Genomic DNA, 19719 nt, shown 5'->3' with positions numbered 1-19719 from the left:
CAAGGCGCGTTTTTCTTCCTCGTCACACACTCAATGAAACAAATATTTCAAACCACTATAAAATGAGGTATTTTGTACGTCTGTCCTTTGATTTTGGCTTTCGGAGAACTCTATGATAGCGGCTGCTACATTAAGTGAACTACAAGAACAAATACGTTTGGAATATTCCGGCTTAAGTAAACGACTTCAACAAGTAGCAAAATATGTGCTTGATAACCCTAATGATATCGCACTGGAAACTGTTGCTATCATTGCGCAGAAAGCCGAAGTTCCACCTTCCACCTTAATTCGATTTGCCAGCGCCTTTGGTTTTAGTGGCTTCAATGAGATGAAACAATTATTTCGTAACAAAATCGTTGAAGAGACCTCAAGCTATACTGATCGAGCAAGAATCCACAAGCAGCTACACACAGAACCATTAGCGCCTGAAAGCCCAAAACAGATACTTCAAGAGTTTGCCAACGCTAACTCACAAGCCATGAATTTCCTGGCAAACCAAACCTCAGAGCACGATCTTAATAGTGCTATCGATATTCTACAGAGCTGTGAAAACATCTATCTAATTGGCTTACGCCGCTCTTTTAGCGTGGCTTCCTACTTCACTTATGCACTACGTCATTTAAACAAACGTGCATTTCTGATTGATGGCCTCGGGGGAATGTATGAAGAACAACTGAGCATGATTGGTCCAAACGATGCCATTGTTGCCATCAGCTTTAGTCCTTATGCCAATGAAACCGTCGCCCTAAGTGAAGTGGCTTCCAAAGCAGGTGCGAAGCAGATTGTGATAACCGATAGTCAGGTAAGCCCCCTCGCTGCTTTTAGCGATGTCAGTTTCGTCATCAAAGAAGCCAAAGTGGACGCCTTTCGCTCTCAATCCGCTTCGCTATGTTTGGTTCAGAGTATTGCCGTTGCCATGGCGATTAATAATGAACACGAATAAAAACAGCGCCCTAAATTGGGCGCTGTTTTTATGACATCGTCAAGAACTAGATAAAGACCGTTCGCTTGCTATTCATTGACTCAATTGCGGCGTCTGCTAAACGCAGTGCAAACTCGCCATCGATACCGGAACAATTAGGCTTACCACCATTAAGAATGTCTACGAAGTGTTGCCACTCCGCAATGTACGCCTCTTTATATCTCTCTAAGAAGAAGTGTAGTGGTTTCGCGCATTCTACTCCTTGAGCAGAAGTCATACTTATCAGGTTCTCACGGACGTTTTCCGCTTGAAGCATGCCTTTCTCGCCGTGCAGTTCAATACGCTGATCGTAGCCGTAACCAGACTTACGACTATTCTGAATCGTAGCGATTGCACCAGACGCAAAGTTCAATACAATCACTCCGGTATCAATGTCACCTGCCTTTCCGATCTCAGGGTCTATTTTACAACTGCCATGAGCAGTGACCGAGACCGGGTCTTCACCCAAAATGAATCTCGCCATATCAAGATCATGGATAGTCATATCACGGAACATGCCACCAGATACTTTACTGTATTCCGCAGGTGGCGGCTCTGGGTCGCGAGAGGTAATCGTTAGTGTCGCTGGCTCACCTACTTCACCTTCAACCGCGCGTTGTTTCAGATTAGCAAAGTGAGGGTCAAAACGGCGATTAAAACCGACAAGTAAAGGCACCTTATATTGTTCGACAACACCCAAGCAATCGCGAACTCTGCTTGAGTCGAGATCGATCGGCTTTTCGCAGAAGATCGTTTTACCTGCTTTCGCGCCCAGTTCAATCAAATCAGCGTGAGTATCGGTAGCGGAACAAATACATACCGCATCAACACTTGTGTCGGCCATTGCTTCTTCAATAGATTGACGTTTAGCACCATATTGGTCGCATAAAAGATTGGCATTGACATCATAAGGGTCAATCACCGAATACAAGTTAGTTTCAGGGTGATTGGCAATGTTCACAGCATGAACTTGCCCAATGCGCCCTGCTCCAAACAGCGCGATATTATACATTCTGCACTCCTTCCTTTGCTTGTCGTTTGTCCAACTCGATGGTGAGTCAAACCAGAATAAGTTGCTCATGAGCGGCATGGTTTCGGTAGGTAGCCATATGACACTCATCACGATTACATGTAGTCCTCAGAATTAATCCATGCATGAGGACTTTCCCAACTGAACAGCCATTTGCGCTTAGGTCCGGCCATTACATTCAGGTAATAGCTGTCATAGCCTGCCATGGTAGCTACAGGGTGGTAACCTTTTGGCACCATGACCACGTCTTTGTCATACACCGCCATGCACTCATCTAACTCCCTATCATCGGTGTACACGCGCTGCATACAAAAGCCTTGAGACGGGTCTAAGCGATGATAATAAGTTTCTTCTAAATAGGTTTCTTGGCCGTCGATATCTTGGTCGTGTTTATGGCTAGGATAAGAACTCGTACAGCCCTCTTCAGTAAAGACCTCGACGACGAGCAGGCTGTCCGCGAGTTTGTTATCTGGGAGAATATTGTGTACGTACCTTTGGTTCTGTCGCTTACCTCGGTGCTCAGCATCAACATCTTGAGGGGCGATATGACGAGTCGGAAAAGTACCTTCACTGGGCGCTTCGCAAACCGCCAGTTCCAAATCCGTTTCAGCCAGAATCTGAACACTCTGCAGGGGTGCGACATACACTGAGTGTGGCCTAATACGCTGTTGGTTTTCATCTTTTTCAAATGGCGACATACGTTCACCTATATTACTAAACACCTGATTATTAACCGTCACAGTTGCTCTTCCCGACACCAAGACTAAACACTTCTCGGTAGCCGTTTGATCAAGCATTAACACTTCCCCTTTTGCGATCTCATAAACTGAAAAGCCAACGTATTGCCAATTTGCACTCTCTGGCGTAATCGATTGAACACGGGAATCAGGAGATGATTGAGAGTACTTAGAAAGCAGATAAGACATAGGGAGCGCTCCGTTGCCAATGAGGCCTTGTGAAATATTTAATTCAATTATATTTATATGAAATATTTATTTCGTGACATAGACAACAAAGTCCACTTAATACGGAGAATATTTAACCGTTAAGTGGACACATTATTTGCTTAGAACAGGGCTTTCATACCTTTAAGCATCTTAGTAGCGACATCGTAATAATCTTGCTCCCACATTTGATCATTTAGATATTCGCCCGAATAGAAGCCTTGGTAACCCGTAGACTGGATGGCATCAACCCACTCAGACAAAGGAATATCGCCTTGACCAATAAAGTGACCACGTAACTCTCTTTCATCTGGCCAAGCTGCTCCTTCTTCAGGGCGAGTACCATCTGAAATATGGACGTTGTAGATAAGGGAGCGATCAATGTTGGCGATTTGCTCGAGACTTGCGCCTCGGCATGCCCAAAAATGCCAGGTATCGAGAACAAAGCCAAAGTTGTCGCGCCCTACAGCATCTAACAAACGATAGTAATCGTCGAGCGAAGCAATGGGAGTCCATGCTGCACCCTCATATTGAAAGCGAATGCCATAATCTTTACCTATATCCGCAATCGAACGTATATTTTGAGCTGTCAGCTCAATATTTTGCTCTAAAGTGAGTCCGTTCAATGCTTCAAAGGCATTAAGTTGAATGGTAGGTGCACCTATTTGCTGAGCGAACTGACATAACACTTCGGCATCTTGGAACAATTGAGCTTTCGACACTTTATCCGTCACTTCGATGGCGCCAATAATATCAATCGCTGTAGGCTCTATGTTGAAATGATCTAAACGCTGTTTAAATTGCTCTGCGGATAGGCCGGCTTTAATGTAGCGCCAGAGTTTTTCAGTGTGGATTTCTAACCCTTGATACCCAGTGTCATGAGCTAAACGAATGTCAGAAATAACATTGCTGTGGAGTGAACACATACCATGTAAAGCATAACGCATAGTGGATCTCCTTGAATTTTGGCAACAAGAAGCTAAGCCTTGATGCATTTGCTTTACAAGGCTTACTCTTTAATAGTCTGGATGTTCATTAATTGTGATTAATTTACTTCGCGGCACATTAAGCTAACCGCTAATGTCTGAGCTAGGTACATTGAACTACTCAACGAGCGGAACCCCATTACCTCGCCTTCTTGGACTTCAAAACACACTTCCATCTTACTGCCTTGAGGCGTCATCTGATTGTCGGTAATGGCGATAATAGGTACGTTCTTTTTGTATGCTTCGTCAATTAGGTCACTGGTCTCTTGCGCGTAAGGGTTGAATGTCACCGTGAACAGCACATCGTTTTCGTTCATACGACGCGTCATGGGTGACAACATGCCACCGTGATCATCTAAGAGCACAACGTTGTTATCCGATTTCATTAACGCATACCAGAGGTAGAACGCCACAGGGTAAGCTCGGCGCATCCCTTGAATGTAGATGGTTTCCGCCCCTTCAAGCATGGCCACAGCACGTTCCAATTTCTGTGGCGACACCATAACTTGAAGTTGTTCAAGCGCCTCAATATTGGCATCACCAAAATCTTGAAAGATGGCCTGTGGCGAATCGTGTGGAACATCTTCCATCTCACGTGCTTTACGAACACGTTCTTTGTAGTCTCTAGGACGATTCAAATACTGATCTCTAAACAGTATCTGCATAGACGTGAAGCCATCAAAGCCCATCGCATTGGAGAATCGACTTAGTGTCGACAACGGTACATTGGCTTGTTGGGCGATGGTTGCCATGGTTTCTACGGCGACCAGCATTGGCTGTTCCATGACAAAGTCGGCTACCTGCTGCAGCCTGCTGCTCAGGCCGTCATAGCGTTTCACGATAAGTTCGCGTAACGAATCTAAATCAGCGGGTACTTTTACTTCTACATCCATAGTGATAACGCTCTCCTATTCGAACGCAATAAATAGTCAACCGGTCCCCTTCCCAAATTAGGTTGGGGACTCTATTTTATGATAATAATTCAAAGTTGCGAATCGCTTCTTGCTTAACATACGGCATTGCTTTCTGCATAAAGTAGATTCGATCAAATTTCTGCGGTTCATCATTCATATAACCGCGCAAGTTGTGACCAAGAGCTTGACGCAAACAGGTACCAATATTGAATTTTGATACGCGACTCTGTTTCAACTTAAGCATGTCTTCATCGCGAATACCGCTCGTTCCGTGAATGACTAAAGGTACCGTGACCTCATTGGCAATACGATCTAAGCGCCCAAAGTCGATAGTACAGGTTGGCTCGGTCAAACGATGAATATTACCTACCGAGATTGCTACACAGTCAACGCCACTTTCTTGGGCAAATCTAGCAGCATCCTCGGGCTCAGTATAGATAGATTTGATATGGTCACGTCCCTCTTCGTAAGGTACTGAGCCAATCTCACCTTCTACAGAAGCACCCAGTGCGTGAGCCACTTCGACTACTTTTTTTGTGCGAGCGATGTTTTCATCCAGAGTCAGTTGAGAGCCATCAAACATAACCGAGCTGAAACCCGCTTTAAGCGCACGATAGACAATGTCTTCTTCATAAGTATGGTCCAAATGTAGGCAGACCGGTACGCTGCTCTTGTGAGCGAGATTGAGGAACATCGCCGCAGCGGTTTCCACACCGTAGAAATCGACAACATCTTTATTACAAGCCAGAATGACTGGCTTACCAACTTCTTCCGCCGCTTCTACCACTGCTCTTGCGTCTTCGAAGCCGAAAATATTAAAGCAAGGTACTGAATAATCAGAAGCCGCCGCATCAGGTAATAGATCATTAAGATTCACTAACATGCTTTGTCTCCTATTTGAACTTCGCAATCATATCTTTGATACCTGGAATGGTATTCACTTGATATTCATGGTGAGGGTCAAAATGTTGAATCAGAGACTTGTCAGTCTTCCCAACAATAATAGTGAAGTAATACATCTCATAACCCGGCGCTGCCACACTTGGGTGGTAACCTTTGTCGATAGCGATTACTGAGCCTGTTTTAACGTGATAAACCGGACCATGGTCATCTTCATGTTCATACAAGAACTGAGCACCAAAACCGAAATCAGGGTTAAAACGGAACTGATACACTTCTTCGTATAGTGTTTCTCGGCTGCCATCTTCTTTCACACGATCTTCATCATGCTTATGTGGAGGGAAACCTGACCAACCACCAGCACCAACCGTAAACAATTCGCTCACTAACAAACGACCGCGTTTGTCAGCATTTGATTGACCAAGAACATGTTTGATTTTACGGTGCGTTTTGGTGTCGTCTGAGCCGTATTGAACGATATCGACATTCTCTTCACGAACGCAGAACGGTTCGAGTGACGCTTCAAACTTACCGCCAGCAATCATGACGTCGGCATTCTCGCTGACACACTCTATTTGCGCTGTGTAACCAAGTGGTACATAAACCGCTTCTGGATTGCCGTCCCACACTGACGCACGTTTACCAATGTTGTCGAACACTTGGGTATCTTGCCCATTAGTCACTGAAACACTACAAGTGCCACCAGCTAACACGATAACAGACTCATACCCTTCAACCTCATGGTTGAATGTGCCGCCTTGAGTCAAACAAACTTGGTTGAAATAACACAAAGGTGTGACTTCATCATTAATACCTACAATGGGTTCATTTTTATTATCGTAGGGTGGTATGTGTTTACCCATATTCTTTCTCCTCACTGCTCTTTTCTTTGAGCGCAGTTTCAATTCCCTAAACTTGTTCATTAATAAAAAAACCGGGCCACGATGGTGTGTATTTTCGCGAGTATCTGAGGTCGAAATACCGGCCCGGGAGACTAAATACTGTCTTCAATCACATCAGTCGATGCCACTAAACACCTTGGTTTCTTGTCTCAATAAAATCAAAAAGCTGCTCTTTCGTTGGCATAGCTTCGGTACAGCTATCACCACTGACATTAATCGCAGCCGCAGCGGATCCATTTCGCACGCCTTCTTGCAGTGTGCCACCATTCACTAAGGTCCAAATCAAACCACCAGCAAAGGAGTCACCAGAGCCAAATGGCTTATTCACTTCAACTCGGAAGATGCCTTGTTGGAACTTAGAGCCATCACGGCAATACACTTTCGAACCAAACTCACCAGCCTTAATCACCACAATCTGGGTGTTGTCGCGCATAAAGCGCTCTGCCGTGGCATCGTCATCCTTATTGCCCGGAGCAATCACCGTTTCCATCATGTCGAACTCTTCACGATTACCGATCACGATATCGGACAGGCTAGAGGCAATCCCGTAATAGATAGAAGCATCAGTATCGGTGCGCCATGAATAAGGACGGTAGTCCACATCCAAGACAACTAAAGTGTTACTGCGACGCGCATGTTGCATCGCGATCAACGTAGCTTCACGACTTGGGCTCTCAGAAAGTGCCGTGCCTGTCACCACCAAAACCTTTGAACTTGCGATATATTCAGGGTCGATTTGCTCTGGCTTTATCGTCAGATCAGAAGCGTTATTTCGATAGATAAGGACCGTACAGTCACTTGGTTTCATCTCAGTGAAAGCGACCGAAGTGCGAGAGCCAGAGTTGTCAGTCATCATGCCGTCTAGGTTGATCCCCTGTCCTGACATGTAACCTTTTACATAGCCACCAAACGCATCATCAGCAACACAACCAATGAAACCCACTTTGCCACCTAGTTTGCTCACAGCGACCGCAATATTGGCCGCTGAACCACCAACAAACTTGTTGAAGCCCGACAAATCCGCCATATCGGTTTTTGATTCGCGGGCGTATAGATCCACACCCGCGCGTCCTAAAACGATGGCATCCAACGGTCTGTCATGTTGAAATGCAATTTTCGTCATCGTCGTTCCTATTATTTGTAGCTAACCCAAGCCGCGCCTTGGTCTGCAGACTCAACGCACTTCTCACACAAACGAACCCCTTCGATGCCCGCATCAATACCAGGGAACCAAATACCCGCTAGGGCTTCTTGGTCATCGCGGTCAGCTGCATCAAATGCCATAGCGAAACGGTGATATAGGTTAGCCCAAGACTCAAAGTAACCTTCAGCATGACCACCACCAACACGGTTAGAGGCAACACCTTCTGCGTCTTGATACAAGTACCCCATGCCACGCTCTAGTACGCGAGGTGCTTCACCTTGTACTTCGTAACGAAGTTGGTTTGGATACTCATCCCACCATTCGATCGATGCTTTAGAGCCGACAATACGGATCTTCTGTTGATGCATCGAACCAGAGTTCACAGCCGATGCCCAAAGCGTACCAACTGCGCCGCCTTTGAACTTGATCATCACATGTGCGTTATCTTCGAGTGGCGCACGAGATTCGATAAAGCTTTGGCGCATACATGCCAAGCTATCAACTTCTAGTCCGGTCATTACCTCGTTGAGATAAAACGCATGGGTACCAATGTCACCTAGCACATAAGTTGGACCAGATACTTCAGGGCTCACACGCCATTTCAAACCTGGGTCATTTTTCTCGTATTCTTCATTATGGAAGCCGTGAGCGAACTGCATATTGATGACACGAACCTCACCAAGGTCACCTCGTTGCACCATTTCACGCGCCTGTTGGACCATAGGGAAACCTGTATAGCCATACATCACACCGATAACACGATTGTTTTGCGCCGCGATAGTTTTTAGCTCTTCCGCTTCTTCAGTCGTAAAGGTGATTGGCTTTTCGCACACCACATGAAGTTTGGCTTCTAGTGCTGCTTTACAGATTTCATAGTGAGTAGAGTTTGGCGTAGCAATAGAGACAGCTTGAATGCCATCTTCACGCTGAGCTTCTTGAGCAAACAACTCTTTATAGCTTGAGTAACAACGCTCTGGATCTAGGCCAAGATTGACGCCAAAATCGCGGCAACGATCAGCATCTAGGTCAAACGCACCCGCAACCAACTTAAACAATCCATCACGCTGTGCTGCATTGCGGTGAGAGTAACCAATTTGGCTACCACGACCACCACCTACCATTGCCCAACGAATTGGCTGTTCAAAATGACGCTCTTCATTAAACATGCTTGACTCCTTGTGTGGCTCCTAGTGTCTAGGAGCCGAGATTAAGTGTTAGAAAATTAAATAGAAATCTGAACTAGACACCGCGGCGCTGAGTGGCGCGGCCTTCTTCCCAACTCACCACTTTCTCTGCGACGTGGTCGTTGCGTGTTACCTCTGGTAGACCGACTTCCCACCAGCAATCGCACTTAGACCATGCTGCTGGCGATACTGGGTCAATATCAACCACGATAACGTAAGTACGGTCGGCTTCTTTAGCGCGTTGGAATGCTGCATCGAACTCATCTACCGACGTCAGCTTCTCACTGATCGCCCCTTGCGCTTCAGCGTGTTTAGCGAAGTCGACACGAGCCACTTCGCCATCAGGACGACGACAGTCTTCAAGTAGGTTGTTAAAAGAGTCGTTACCCGTGTTGTTCTGAAGCTTGTTGATAACAGCAAAGCCACCGTTATCGCACACTACGACTATCATCTTGTGACCAGTAAGGACGGATGAGTAAATGTCTGAGTTTTGAATCAGGTAGGAGCCGTCACCGACAAGCACAACCACATCGTTGTCTGGGTTTGCCACTTTAGCGCCCCAACCGCCGGCAATTTCATAGCCCATGCATGAGAAACCAAACTCGATATCAAACTTGCCGATTTGGTAGTTTTGCCAGTTCATTGCTAATTCAGCAGGTAGACCGCCTGCGGCTGTCAGCACCGTATCACCTGGCTGCATGGATTTGTTCAGCTTACCAATCACTTCTGCGTATGAAGACAGTCCAGGTAACAGGTCGCCCTCTTGAGGGTTGGTACGACGATGAACGACCGCTTTCCACTCATCGGCCTGCTCTTTCGCAGTTTGAGCCCAGGCATTATCACCCTGCCAATCACCAAGTAACTTCGATAACTCAACCAAGCCACGTTTAGCATCACATTTGACTGGCAGCGCGCGGTGTTTTATCGCATCAAAACGGCCAACGTTAATAGTGATAAGCTTCATGTCTGGGTTCTTGAATACACTCCACGAACCTGTAGTAAAGTCTTGCAAACGAGTACCAATTGCGACGACAACATCCGCATGCGCCGCCATGTAGTTGGCCGAATCAGAGCCTGTCACACCAATAGGTCCTGCATTGAGCGGGTTGTCTTGCAACATCGTGGCACGACCCGCGATAGTCTCTACAACCGGAATATTGTGTTGTTTTGCGAATGCCGCGAGCTCATCAGTTGCAAGTGAGTAATGCACTCCACCACCAGATACGATCAGTGGTTTTTCCGCTTTCATCAGTACTTCTTTTGCGTCCTCAAGGTCAGCAATTTCTGGCTCTGGTCGACGAATACGGTGGATTTTTTCTTCGAAGAACACTTCAGGGAAATCGTAAGCAACGCCTTGAATATCTTGAGGAAGGCCGATAAATGCAGGTCCACAGGTCTCTGGATCAAGCATGGTGTCAATCGCTTGAGGCAATGAGTGCATCAGCTGTGAAGGCGAGATAATACGATCCCAGTAACGAGTTAGTGGTTTGAAAGCATCGTTACAAGTAATAGATGGGTCGTAGAAATTCTCCGGCTGTTGTAATACTGGGTCAGGTAAACGGCTTACGTATGCGTCCCCTGAAATCAATAGCACAGGAAGTCGGTTAGTGTGAGCAATACCCGCTGCGGTCACCATATTGGTTGCACCCGGACCAATTGAACTTGTCGCGATACCAATACGTCTGCGCTGGTTTGCTTTTGCATAAGCAATCGCCGCCGTCGCCATCGACTGTTCATTTTGACCACGCCAAGTCGGAATTTTGTCTTCAATGTTCTTAAGTTGCTGTCCAAAGCACGTCACGTTGCCGTGACCGAATATGGCAAAAGCGGTGCCGAAAAGTTGCTCTTTTTTTCCATCTATTTCGATCATTTGAGCAGCTAAGTATTGTGCAAGCGCTTCTGCGACAGTTAGGCGTACAGTTTTCATTCTATTCCTCGGTAGTCTCAACTTTGTCCATTCCATGAGTAAGCTACGTTTTGCATCCCTAACCCCGTAGCTTTGTGATGGGGAGCGTGGCTCCCCATCATCCAGAGCTCAATTACAAGCCATATTTCTTCGCGTAACCTGTGATGTTCTCGTAAGCAGTTTTTGCGTAAGTTAGTGGGTGAGCTTTTGCTGGGTCTTGTTCAGCTTCAACCAATAACCAACCTTGATAGTTACGAGCTTTAAGCGCTGCAAACACGTCGTCATAGTCCACATCGCCCGTACCAGGGACAGTGAATACACCGTCAAGAACAGCATTTAAGAAGGATTTATCAGCTTCGCGAGCCGCTTTCATGACATCAAGACGAAGGTCTTTGAAATGCATGTGACCGATGCGATGACCCCAACGCTCAATCATAGTCACTGGGTTACCGCCACCGTATGTGATGTGGCCAGTGTCCAATGTTAGGAATACAGACTCACCCGTGAATTCCATCATAAGGTTGATGTCATCTTCTGTTTCACAGATAGTGCCAACATGATGGTGGAAAGAGAGCTTAATATCGTGTTCGTTTAGTAGATAGTCAGCGACTTTGGTCAACTTCTCGCAGTACATTTTCCACTCATCCATTGATAAGATGACGCGCTGTGAAAGTGGTGTGTTGATGTCGCCATGGACAGTGTTGCTCACTTCACCATATACCATTGCTTTACAGCCTGCTGCCTTAAGAAGCTTGATGTGGTCTTGCATCGCTGCAATCTCTTCATCAGCAGTCATCGTCATTAGGTTACCGCTATACCAACCTGACGCGAGTACAAGGCCGTGTTCTTTAAGTAGTGGTACTAATACTTCTGGCTCACGTGGATACTTGGTGCCTAGCTCTGTGCCTGTGAATCCAGCTTCAGCCATTTCACTTAAACACGTTTCCAAAGGGATCTCGCCACCAAGCTCTGGCATATCATCGTTGGTCCAAGTCAGTGGGCTAATTCCATATTGCACGTTGCTCATTTTTATTCTCCGACAATGTTTTAAAGATTTTCCAAGTGATTCAAAGCGCTCATGTTGATCAATTCATCGCATTAGCAAACTTTGAACATCTCCTGTTGTTTCACTGAGGACTACTTTAGCCAAAAAAAACATCAATGAAAAATATTTTTCATATCATGCAGTGAGATTTTCAAAACAAGATGAAATTGGAAAAAACCTATATAGCACGCGGCTTACCACTGTTTTTGATCTAGATCTCACTTTTATTAAGCATATATTTTTCAGATACTTATATCATTTGTAGGATTTGAAAAAGATTTTTCATAGTTTGATGAAGATAACATTTTTGGACAAAATGACAGTTTAGCGGTAGTCGAAACAGAAAAGAGTCAATATGATTAAAACACCAGCAAAATGAAAAATAATTTTCAAATCACACAACTATAACATCTGCTGGACTTATAGAATGCCAATACTCGTACCCTACAAACCGAAGTATTGGGCGTTACCCAACTGGAACTGGTTCGATGGTAAAGGGACAGCTTTGGGGAATCTCAATAAGGAAAATAAAATGGAAGCAACATCCAAGGCAGAAGCACGAAAACACAATATTGCCTATATTGTTCGAATCTGCTGTATTGCAGCACTAGGCGGGATACTACTAGGATATGATACCGCGGTAATTTCAGGCGCCATTGGCCCTATTAGAGAACACTTTGGTTTAACCCCAGCACAAACTGGCTGGGCCGTATCCAGTGTCGTACTAGGCAGTATTATCGGCGCAGTCAGTGCCGGTTGGGCTGCTCTTAAGTATGGCCGTCGCAACACCCTATTCATCGCAGCCGTGCTCTTTATGATTTCGGCCATTGGTTCAGCTTTAGCCGCCACATTTAGCTTCTATGTCATCTTAAGAATTGTCGGTGGTGTTGCCGTCGGTCTGGCATGTGTTGTTTCCCCAATGTATATGTCTGAAGTCGCTCCTAAAGACTTTCGAGGGCGCGCCGTCAGTATGTTCCAACAGTCTGCCGTTATTGGTCAAACAGGTGTTTTCTACGTCAATTATCTTATCGCTAAAGGTATGTCAGAAGCTTGGTTAGTGGATCTAGGCTGGCGTTGGATGCTGGGCTCCGAAGTGATTCCGGCGGCACTGTTTGCAGTGTTACTGTTTATTATTCCAGAGTCCCCTCGTTGGTTGGTACTCAAAGGAAGAATCGATGAAGCGAAAACCACTCTGTCTAAAATCTCTAACCCAAAACATGCAGAACAACTTATTCTGGAAATCCAAGACTCCCTTAAAGACAGTTTAAGCACTGCTAAGAACAAAGTGAGTTTACGCTCTCCTCTCTTATTCGCTATTCTTGTCATCGGTACCTTTGTTGCTGCGGCGCAACAGTTAACGGGTATCAACGTCATCATGTATTACACCCCTGAGATCCTGAAACCGATTACGGGCTCTACAGAAAACGCTCTATTCCAAACTACCTTCGTTGGCGTGGTATTTATTCTAGGTAATGCGCTTGGCATGTATCTTATCGACAAAGTCGGACGTCTACCGCTAATGAAATACGGTACCTTCGGCTGTGCACTTGGTATGTTTGTTGTGGGCTATGTTTTGTATCAACAAACGGAAGGTTATGCCGCCTTGTTCGCGCTATGTCTATACGTTGTTTCCTATGCCACTTCATGGGGCTGCGCATGTTGGACCATGATTTCTGAGATTTTCCCGAACAGCATCCGCTCTAGAGCGATGGCGATCGCCGTTGGTGCTCAATGGTTTACTGGCTTTATCGTCACTCAATCCTTCCCTATGCTTAACGAAAATGCCTATCTAAAAGAGAACTTTAATGGTGCATTTGCGTTCTGGTTATTTGCGATTCTTTCCATCATCTGTATGTACGTTGTTGTTAAGTATGTACCTGAAACCAAAGGCGTCAGTCTGGAAAAAATGGAAGAAGCCATGGCGAAAAAATTGGGCAAAAAAGTGCCACAGTCCACATCTGAAGCACGTGCTTAATCAATAAGACTCCACAACAAAACGGGAACAGGCTAACTTAAGGTCTGTTCCTTTTTTTGTTTTTAACCTGGCCAACACAATGAGGCGTTTATGCTCGATAAAATGGCGTTTTTTGTTTACGTGATTCGCTCTGGTTCCATTTCTTCTGCGGCACGACGATTCAATATTTCCGTTTCGGCTGGCAGCCGCTGGTTACAGGAACTTGAAAACCACTTTGGAACCACTTTGTGTCGTCGTTCAAATCGACTTTTGGAAGCCACTCAGGCTGGTCAAACTCTATTCGAAGAATTCTCCCCCCTAGTCGATAGCGCAGAACGCATCAGCAGAAAGCTAGAGGATTACCAGTCACAAGAAAAAGGCCATATCGACATCGTCTGCACGCCTGTCTATGCCAATCATTATTTGATGGATATGATTGCTCAATACTCCAAGGCTCACCCAGACGTGACATTTAATATCAACGTCACGCCTTGGGCGTTAGACCATGCAAGTACCTCTGACTTAATGATCAGCGCCAATGCCAGCTTCCAAGGTTATCGCGAAAAAGATTTACTGCTGGTGAAGCGAGAATTGATGCAATGTCCGTTTATTGTCGTCGCCTCTCCACAATATCTTGAATCGCACAACCTACCTTCTCACCCTAGTGACTTGGCTCAACACCCTTGTTTGATCGCAACCACGCTCACCGGAAGTAACGATTGGATCTTTCGTCAGCAAGCGGAAAATATCATTTTAAAGGTACCGAAAACCGTTGAGGTTAATGATAGTGATTTGTTGCTAAGAGGGGCTTTGAATGGAATTGGAATTGCGTACCTGCCAGAGTTTGTCGCGAGAAGTTACATTGATAATGGTAAGCTAATCGCACTACTGCCCGACTATCAAACCAGTATTTGGAGTTTAAATCTGTATTATCATTCGCCGCAGACCGCCTCTCCCACGGCGACAAAATTTAAGGATTTTTTGCTTGCCAGGAAAGAAGAACGGCATAGCTGACTTATACCATTACGAAGCTTTGTATCGCGTCGTAACATAGCTTCGCACCAGATAAAAATAAGAACGCGTAGCAAAGCTGATAGATTCGCTCCTGACTAACTTTATGAAGTAGCATTACACCAAGTTTCACTCCCACGGGAGCGAACGGAATAAGTAACAATGCAGTGAATAAATTGGTTTCATCAAACTCCCCCAGCGCCACATATGGGACTACTTTTACCACATTGATAATGGCAAACAGCACCGCCATAGTTGCGATAAGTGTGACTTTCTCTAAGCGCAGTGGCAGCAAATAAATACTTGCTGGGCCACCGCCTGCATGAATAGCCGTACTGGAAAACCCGCCCAATGCACTCCAAAACCACGCGCTCAATTTGCCTGGAGTCGATGACGACTGTTTACCGCCAAACCAGTGCTGAAAACAAAAAGCCAAAGACAGCAAACCTATGGTGAGTTTTAGGCCAGTTTCAGGTGTCACACTTAAGAATAACCCCGCGAGCACCACACCTAGAATCGACCCAGGAAGCATTTGCTTTAAAATCCGATAATCAGCGTTCTTGTAATGGTGACGAACGGCGAACGCGTCCATAACAATAAGAATGGGCAGTAAAATTGCCGCTGCCTGAGTAGGAGAGATGATGAGTGCCATTAACGGAACCGCGATGATCCCCAATGCCCCTCCTAGCCCACCTTTACCTATGCCATAAATCAACACAGCAGGTATTGCCATTATGTAAAACCAAGGATCGCTGACTATCGGCATGGTTAGACTCCTAATGAAGCGAGGTAGTTGCGGCTGCGCTGAAGGTCAACTTTTACCTGTTGCGACTGTTTAACGTTGTGCTCGTGTTCCACAACTAACCACCCTTGATAGTCAATTGATTTTAAACTCGCAATGACTTGATTGAGTTTGATATCGCCGTCTCCAAGTGGAGTAACAAGCCCGTCAGAATAGGCATCAATCCACGGCTGTTTGTCTCTAATTGCTACACGTAACTTGTCGATAGATACATCTTTCAAATGAACATGCTCAATCCTATTCGCATACTGTCTGATCAGGCTCAAAGGGTCCATTCCATCTAAAAACGTATGACCAATATCGAGACATAATCCAAGTTCGGAATCGGAAAATTGATGCAATACAAACTCTATCTCATCTTTAAACCCAATATACCCACCAACACCGGGATGCAGTAAACAACGCAATCCATGCTCCTGAGCTAGACTAATGATTTGTCTCATGTTGTTGATGAGGTGATGTTTCTGTTCTGAGGTTAATCGAGGTGCTGTTGCACTTTGACCGAGACTGCCAAAGCGCTCAGGATGATTACCTTCCATAAGCAGTAGCGTACCCACTCCTAGCGCCTTTAAACGAGCGCACGTTTTCTCAGTTTGGTTGAGAATTGCTGGCATTTTTTCGCTGTCACTAAAGGGTTGTTGCAGCTTACCAGCACATATTTCTAGTCCTCGCGTTCGGCACGCACTTTTGGTCAGCATCGACTCCTCTGGAAAGTAGCCGTCTGGCCCCAGTTCAATACCACGATATCCGCAGTCACTTGCCTCCATTAGCACTTTACCCCAACTTGGGTTTAGCCCATTGTCTGGCTCTTCGATACCCCAACAGCATGGGGCGCAAGCTATTCGATTATGCATAACGTTTTCTCCAATTATCCTGATACCAAGATAAAAGTGTTAATAATGAAAAGACGTGATCAACCACCAATTTGGTATTTGCATTTATGCAAAGCCGCTTTGAATTCTTGTCTATAACACTTTGCCGCCTCTCCCTTTTAGACTGAAACAAAGCGCTCAAACAGACGCATTATTTAAGGTATTGGGAGACAGAGATGGAACGAATTTTTATTGTCGCAGCAAAACGCACCCCTATAGGGAGCTTCAATGGTTCACTTAGCTCATTATCCGCAGTTGAGCTTGGAGCACACGCGATTCAAGCCACAATCGAGCAGGCTGATATTACGCCAGACCTGATCGACGAAGTGATCGTAGGTAATGTGTTAACCGGAGGATCTGGTATGGGTCCTGCCCGCCAAGCGGCGATTAAAGCCGGGATCCCAGATTCCGTTCCTGCTTACACCCTTAACATGATCTGTGGCAGTGGAATGAAAGTCGTAATGGATGGCGCAAGCCACATTAGAGCAGGCGATGCCGACATCGTCATGGCTTGTGGAATGGAAAGTATGTCCAACGCGCCATTTATCGCCAATGGTCAAATCCGACGCGGATATAAAATGGGCCATCAAAACCTTGAAGACAGCATCATTAAGGATGGGCTGACTGATGCGTTCCACCAATACCATATGGGTATCACGGCAGAAAATATCGCCAAGAAATTTGAATTAACACGTGAAGATCAAGATGCTTTTGCACTGGCGAGTCAAAAGAAAGCGGTCCACGCCTTAGAAAGCGGTGATTTCACCAACGAAGTTGCCCCACTCACTATTGTAAGCCGCCGCCGTCAAACTGAAGTAAAAAGTGACGAATACCCAAAACCAGATTGCACCTACGAAGCCTTACAAAAACTTAGGCCTGCATTCACCGCAGAAGGCACGGTTACCGCAGGTAATGCATCTGGCATCAATGACGGTGGTTCAGCCATTCTATTGGCCTCTGAATCCGCAGTACAACGTCATGGTTTAACACCACTTGCAGAGCTTATTGAATACGGACAAGGGGCTATCGCGCCCGAGGTTATGGGACTTGGTCCAGTTCCCGCGATTGCCAACGCACTTAATAAAGCCAATTTGTCGATAACTGATATTGAAGTGTTCGAGCTTAACGAAGCCTTCGCGGCTCAAGCTCTTGGCGTTGCTCATTCATTAGCGGAACAACACAACATTGATGTGCCATGGCTATTGGAGCGAACCAATTTAAGTGGTGGAGCGATCGCACTCGGCCACCCTATCGGAGCATCAGGTAACCGAATTCTTACTACTCTTGTCTACCAATTGCATCGAACCCAGAGTGACTTGGGTTTGGCTTCATTGTGCATCGGTGGCGGCATGGGCACAGCCGTCATTATCAAACGTTGTTAAAGAGGAAACGACCATGAAAAAAGCAGCATCACCTCAACAACTCAAAGACATTCTGCATGACGGCATGACCATCATGGTAGGCGGTTTTATGGCAACCGGTGCGCCAGAAAAACTTATCGACCTACTAATCGAATTCGACATCAAAGACATCACCCTTATTACTACCGATACGGCATCACCCGGTAGAGGTACAAGTCGACTGATTGCTGAGAAGCGAGTCAAAAAGCTTTATGCATCACACATCGGTCTTAACCCAGAAACAGGGGCACAAATGAACGAGGGGATCTTGGATGTCGAGCTCGTCCCTCAAGGCACTCTTGCCGAACGAATTCGCAGCGGAGGAGCCGGACTCGGTGGTGTTTTGACGCCTACTGGCCTGGGCACTATTATCGCCGAAGGCAAACAAGTGATTAATGTTCAAGGAAAAGACTACTTGCTAGAAACCCCTTTGAGGGCAGACATCGCTCTTATCCGCGGCTCCATCGTCGACCGTCGTGGCAATGTGTTTTACAGCAAAACCACGCAAAACTTTAACCCCTTGATGGCAACCGCTGCTGACACAGTAATTGTTGAAGCGGAGTCTCTGGTAGACATAGGCGACATTCAACCAGAAGCCGTGCACACCCCTAGCCTATATGTGGACTATATCTTAACGGAGGACGCGTAATGAGCACTCAACTAGACAAACATACGATTCGCCTTCGCATCGCCTGGCGTGTCGCCCAAGAAATGCGTGACGGAGATATCGTCAATCTAGGCATTGGTCTACCTACTCTAGTGGCTAACGAAGTCGACAAAGATGTCGAAATCCTTCTTCAAGCAGAGAATGGACTGCTTGGTATTGATAATTTAGCTGAAGAGCATGAAATAGATGCTGATTTGGTTAACGCAGGCGCACAACCAATTACCGCAATCCAAGGGAGTTGTTACTTCAATAGTGCAGATTCGTTCGCCATTATTCGCGGCGGCCATGTCGATTCAACCGTGTTGGGCGCATTGCAAGTGGATGAAAAAGGTAATCTCGCGAACTGGATTATTCCAGGAAAGATGGTGCCCGGCATGGGTGGCGCGATGGATCTCGTGGTTGGAGCAAAGAAGGTGATCGTTGCGATGGAGCACACTGTCAAAGGCAAAGCGAAGCTATTACGCGACTGTACTTTGCCACTCACGGCTGTAAATCAAGTGGATTTGATTGTCACGGAAATGGGCGTCATAGAACTGACTGAACAAGGGATGCTGCTCACTGAATTAGCTCCGGAGTTTTCTGTTGAAGACGTTCAGCAAGCAACAGAAGCTGAACTTCGTATTTCCCCTGCATTAAAACCAATGCCCATCCCTACCTAATTCTGGTCTTAGAACTCTGAACATAAACCAGACGCCTAGTTGAGTTTAACCACTCACCTAGGCGTTATTTTTACCCTCAACACAAAACACTGGATATTCATACAGCACAGGTCTATACTGGTTGTACATACAGCAATTCATGAGGTGTAGTTATGTTGCAAGAAAAACTAGAACGCATCAATGAGCTTCGCAAACAAGCGATGTCTGATCCTGAATTCATGAAGTCTGCGCAAGCACACGCTGATGCGATTAAACACGAATATCATCCCACTCCAAGCAAACGTAGCAAGAAACCCAAAACATTGTCCGATATCTACCAAGGCTACGATTTTGGAATTTAACTCATAGACAAATACAAAAAAGGAGAGCATAAGCTCTCCTTTTTGATGGTTCGAATAGCCTTAGAACACTGTAAACAGTCTTTAAATAAAAGACCCA

19 protein-coding genes are annotated in these 19719 nt (G+C 45.8%); 7 read left to right on the top strand and 12 right to left on the bottom strand.

What is annotated here, in order from left to right; translation table 11 throughout:
• Nucleotides 1–112 precede the first annotated feature (112 nt).
• Nucleotides 113–943 (top strand): MurR/RpiR family transcriptional regulator, encoded by an 831-nt coding sequence (locus tag MMA19_RS17015; RefSeq protein WP_006070654.1) that lies wholly within the window; start codon nucleotides 113–115, stop codon nucleotides 941–943.
• Nucleotides 944–989: 46 nt separating this feature from the next.
• Here the strand turns inward: MMA19_RS17015 and iolG are convergent, their stop codons facing one another.
• The 10 genes from iolG to iolE all read right to left on the bottom strand — a co-directional run bounded on the left by iolG (nucleotide 990) and on the right by iolE (nucleotide 11898).
• Nucleotides 990–1973, bottom strand: coding sequence for an inositol 2-dehydrogenase (iolG, locus tag MMA19_RS17010; RefSeq protein ID WP_240206738.1), 984 nt, complete (start codon nucleotides 1971–1973; stop codon nucleotides 990–992).
• A gap of 113 nt (nucleotides 1974–2086) precedes the next feature.
• Nucleotides 2087–2917, bottom strand: a complete 831-nt coding sequence (gene iolB / locus MMA19_RS17005) for a 5-deoxy-glucuronate isomerase (RefSeq protein ID WP_240206737.1) — start codon at nucleotides 2915–2917, stop codon at nucleotides 2087–2089.
• Between the two features lie 140 nt (nucleotides 2918–3057).
• Nucleotides 3058–3882, bottom strand: a complete 825-nt coding sequence (locus MMA19_RS17000) for a sugar phosphate isomerase/epimerase family protein (RefSeq protein WP_240206736.1) — start codon at nucleotides 3880–3882, stop codon at nucleotides 3058–3060.
• A 98-nt stretch (nucleotides 3883–3980) separates the two neighbouring features.
• Nucleotides 3981–4814 (bottom strand): MurR/RpiR family transcriptional regulator, encoded by an 834-nt coding sequence (locus MMA19_RS16995; protein WP_006070650.1) that lies wholly within the window; start codon nucleotides 4812–4814, stop codon nucleotides 3981–3983.
• A gap of 76 nt (nucleotides 4815–4890) precedes the next feature.
• Entirely contained in the window at nucleotides 4891–5718 is an 828-nt protein-coding gene (locus tag MMA19_RS16990) for a class II fructose-bisphosphate aldolase (protein WP_006070649.1), read from the bottom strand.
• 10 nt (nucleotides 5719–5728) lie between these two features.
• Complete coding sequence (locus MMA19_RS16985; protein ID WP_107306677.1) at nucleotides 5729–6598, bottom strand: 5-deoxy-glucuronate isomerase; 870 nt, start codon at nucleotides 6596–6598, stop codon at nucleotides 5729–5731.
• 166 nt (nucleotides 6599–6764) lie between these two features.
• Entirely contained in the window at nucleotides 6765–7760 is a 996-nt protein-coding gene (iolC, locus tag MMA19_RS16980; protein ID WP_006070647.1) for a 5-dehydro-2-deoxygluconokinase, read from the bottom strand.
• Nucleotides 7761–7771: 11 nt separating this feature from the next.
• Entirely contained in the window at nucleotides 7772–8947 is a 1176-nt protein-coding gene (locus MMA19_RS16975; RefSeq protein WP_088877186.1) for a Gfo/Idh/MocA family oxidoreductase, read from the bottom strand.
• A gap of 73 nt (nucleotides 8948–9020) precedes the next feature.
• Entirely contained in the window at nucleotides 9021–10892 is a 1872-nt protein-coding gene (gene iolD, locus MMA19_RS16970) for a 3D-(3,5/4)-trihydroxycyclohexane-1,2-dione acylhydrolase (decyclizing) (RefSeq protein ID WP_171388617.1), read from the bottom strand.
• A gap of 112 nt (nucleotides 10893–11004) precedes the next feature.
• Nucleotides 11005–11898 (bottom strand): myo-inosose-2 dehydratase, encoded by an 894-nt coding sequence (iolE, locus tag MMA19_RS16965; RefSeq protein WP_006070644.1) that lies wholly within the window; start codon nucleotides 11896–11898, stop codon nucleotides 11005–11007.
• A 550-nt stretch (nucleotides 11899–12448) separates the two neighbouring features.
• Between iolE and MMA19_RS16960 the strand changes: the two genes are divergently transcribed.
• Both MMA19_RS16960 and MMA19_RS16955 read left to right on the top strand, forming a co-directional pair.
• Nucleotides 12449–13891: a sugar porter family MFS transporter gene (locus tag MMA19_RS16960; RefSeq protein WP_006070643.1), complete on the top strand. Its 1443-nt coding sequence runs from the start codon at nucleotides 12449–12451 to the stop codon at nucleotides 13889–13891.
• A 90-nt stretch (nucleotides 13892–13981) separates the two neighbouring features.
• Nucleotides 13982–14884 (top strand): LysR family transcriptional regulator, encoded by a 903-nt coding sequence (locus MMA19_RS16955; protein WP_240206735.1) that lies wholly within the window; start codon nucleotides 13982–13984, stop codon nucleotides 14882–14884.
• Between the two features lies 1 nt (nucleotide 14885).
• Here MMA19_RS16955 and MMA19_RS16950 read toward each other — a convergent pair whose 3' ends face one another.
• Complete coding sequence (locus MMA19_RS16950) at nucleotides 14886–15647, bottom strand: sulfite exporter TauE/SafE family protein (protein ID WP_006070641.1); 762 nt, start codon at nucleotides 15645–15647, stop codon at nucleotides 14886–14888.
• Between the two features lie 2 nt (nucleotides 15648–15649).
• Complete coding sequence (locus tag MMA19_RS16945) at nucleotides 15650–16537, bottom strand: TIM barrel protein (RefSeq protein WP_107306683.1); 888 nt, start codon at nucleotides 16535–16537, stop codon at nucleotides 15650–15652.
• A 194-nt stretch (nucleotides 16538–16731) separates the two neighbouring features.
• Between MMA19_RS16945 and MMA19_RS16940 the strand changes: the two genes are divergently transcribed.
• From MMA19_RS16940 to MMA19_RS16925, 4 genes are all read left to right on the top strand, one after another.
• Complete coding sequence (locus MMA19_RS16940) at nucleotides 16732–17937, top strand: acetyl-CoA C-acetyltransferase (RefSeq protein ID WP_240206734.1); 1206 nt, start codon at nucleotides 16732–16734, stop codon at nucleotides 17935–17937.
• Between the two features lie 13 nt (nucleotides 17938–17950).
• Nucleotides 17951–18604 carry a 3-oxoacid CoA-transferase subunit A gene (locus tag MMA19_RS16935; RefSeq protein WP_240206733.1) on the top strand — a complete coding sequence of 218 codons (654 nt, stop codon included), beginning with the start codon at nucleotides 17951–17953 and terminating at the stop codon, nucleotides 18602–18604.
• A complete protein-coding gene (locus MMA19_RS16930) occupies nucleotides 18604–19281 on the top strand; it encodes a 3-oxoacid CoA-transferase subunit B (protein ID WP_240206732.1) in 678 nt (225 codons plus the stop codon). Before MMA19_RS16935 ends, MMA19_RS16930 begins: the two co-directional genes overlap by 1 nt.
• A gap of 152 nt (nucleotides 19282–19433) precedes the next feature.
• On the top strand, nucleotides 19434–19622 hold the full coding sequence (locus MMA19_RS16925; RefSeq protein WP_006070636.1) for a hypothetical protein: 189 nt from the start codon (nucleotides 19434–19436) through the stop codon (nucleotides 19620–19622).
• The last annotated feature ends 97 nt before the right edge of the window (nucleotides 19623–19719 follow it).

This window comes from Vibrio sp. CyArs1, assembly GCF_022432925.1.
Lineage (GTDB): Bacteria > Pseudomonadota > Gammaproteobacteria > Enterobacterales > Vibrionaceae > Vibrio > Vibrio mediterranei.
This window is presented reverse-complemented; position numbering and strand designations above follow the sequence as displayed.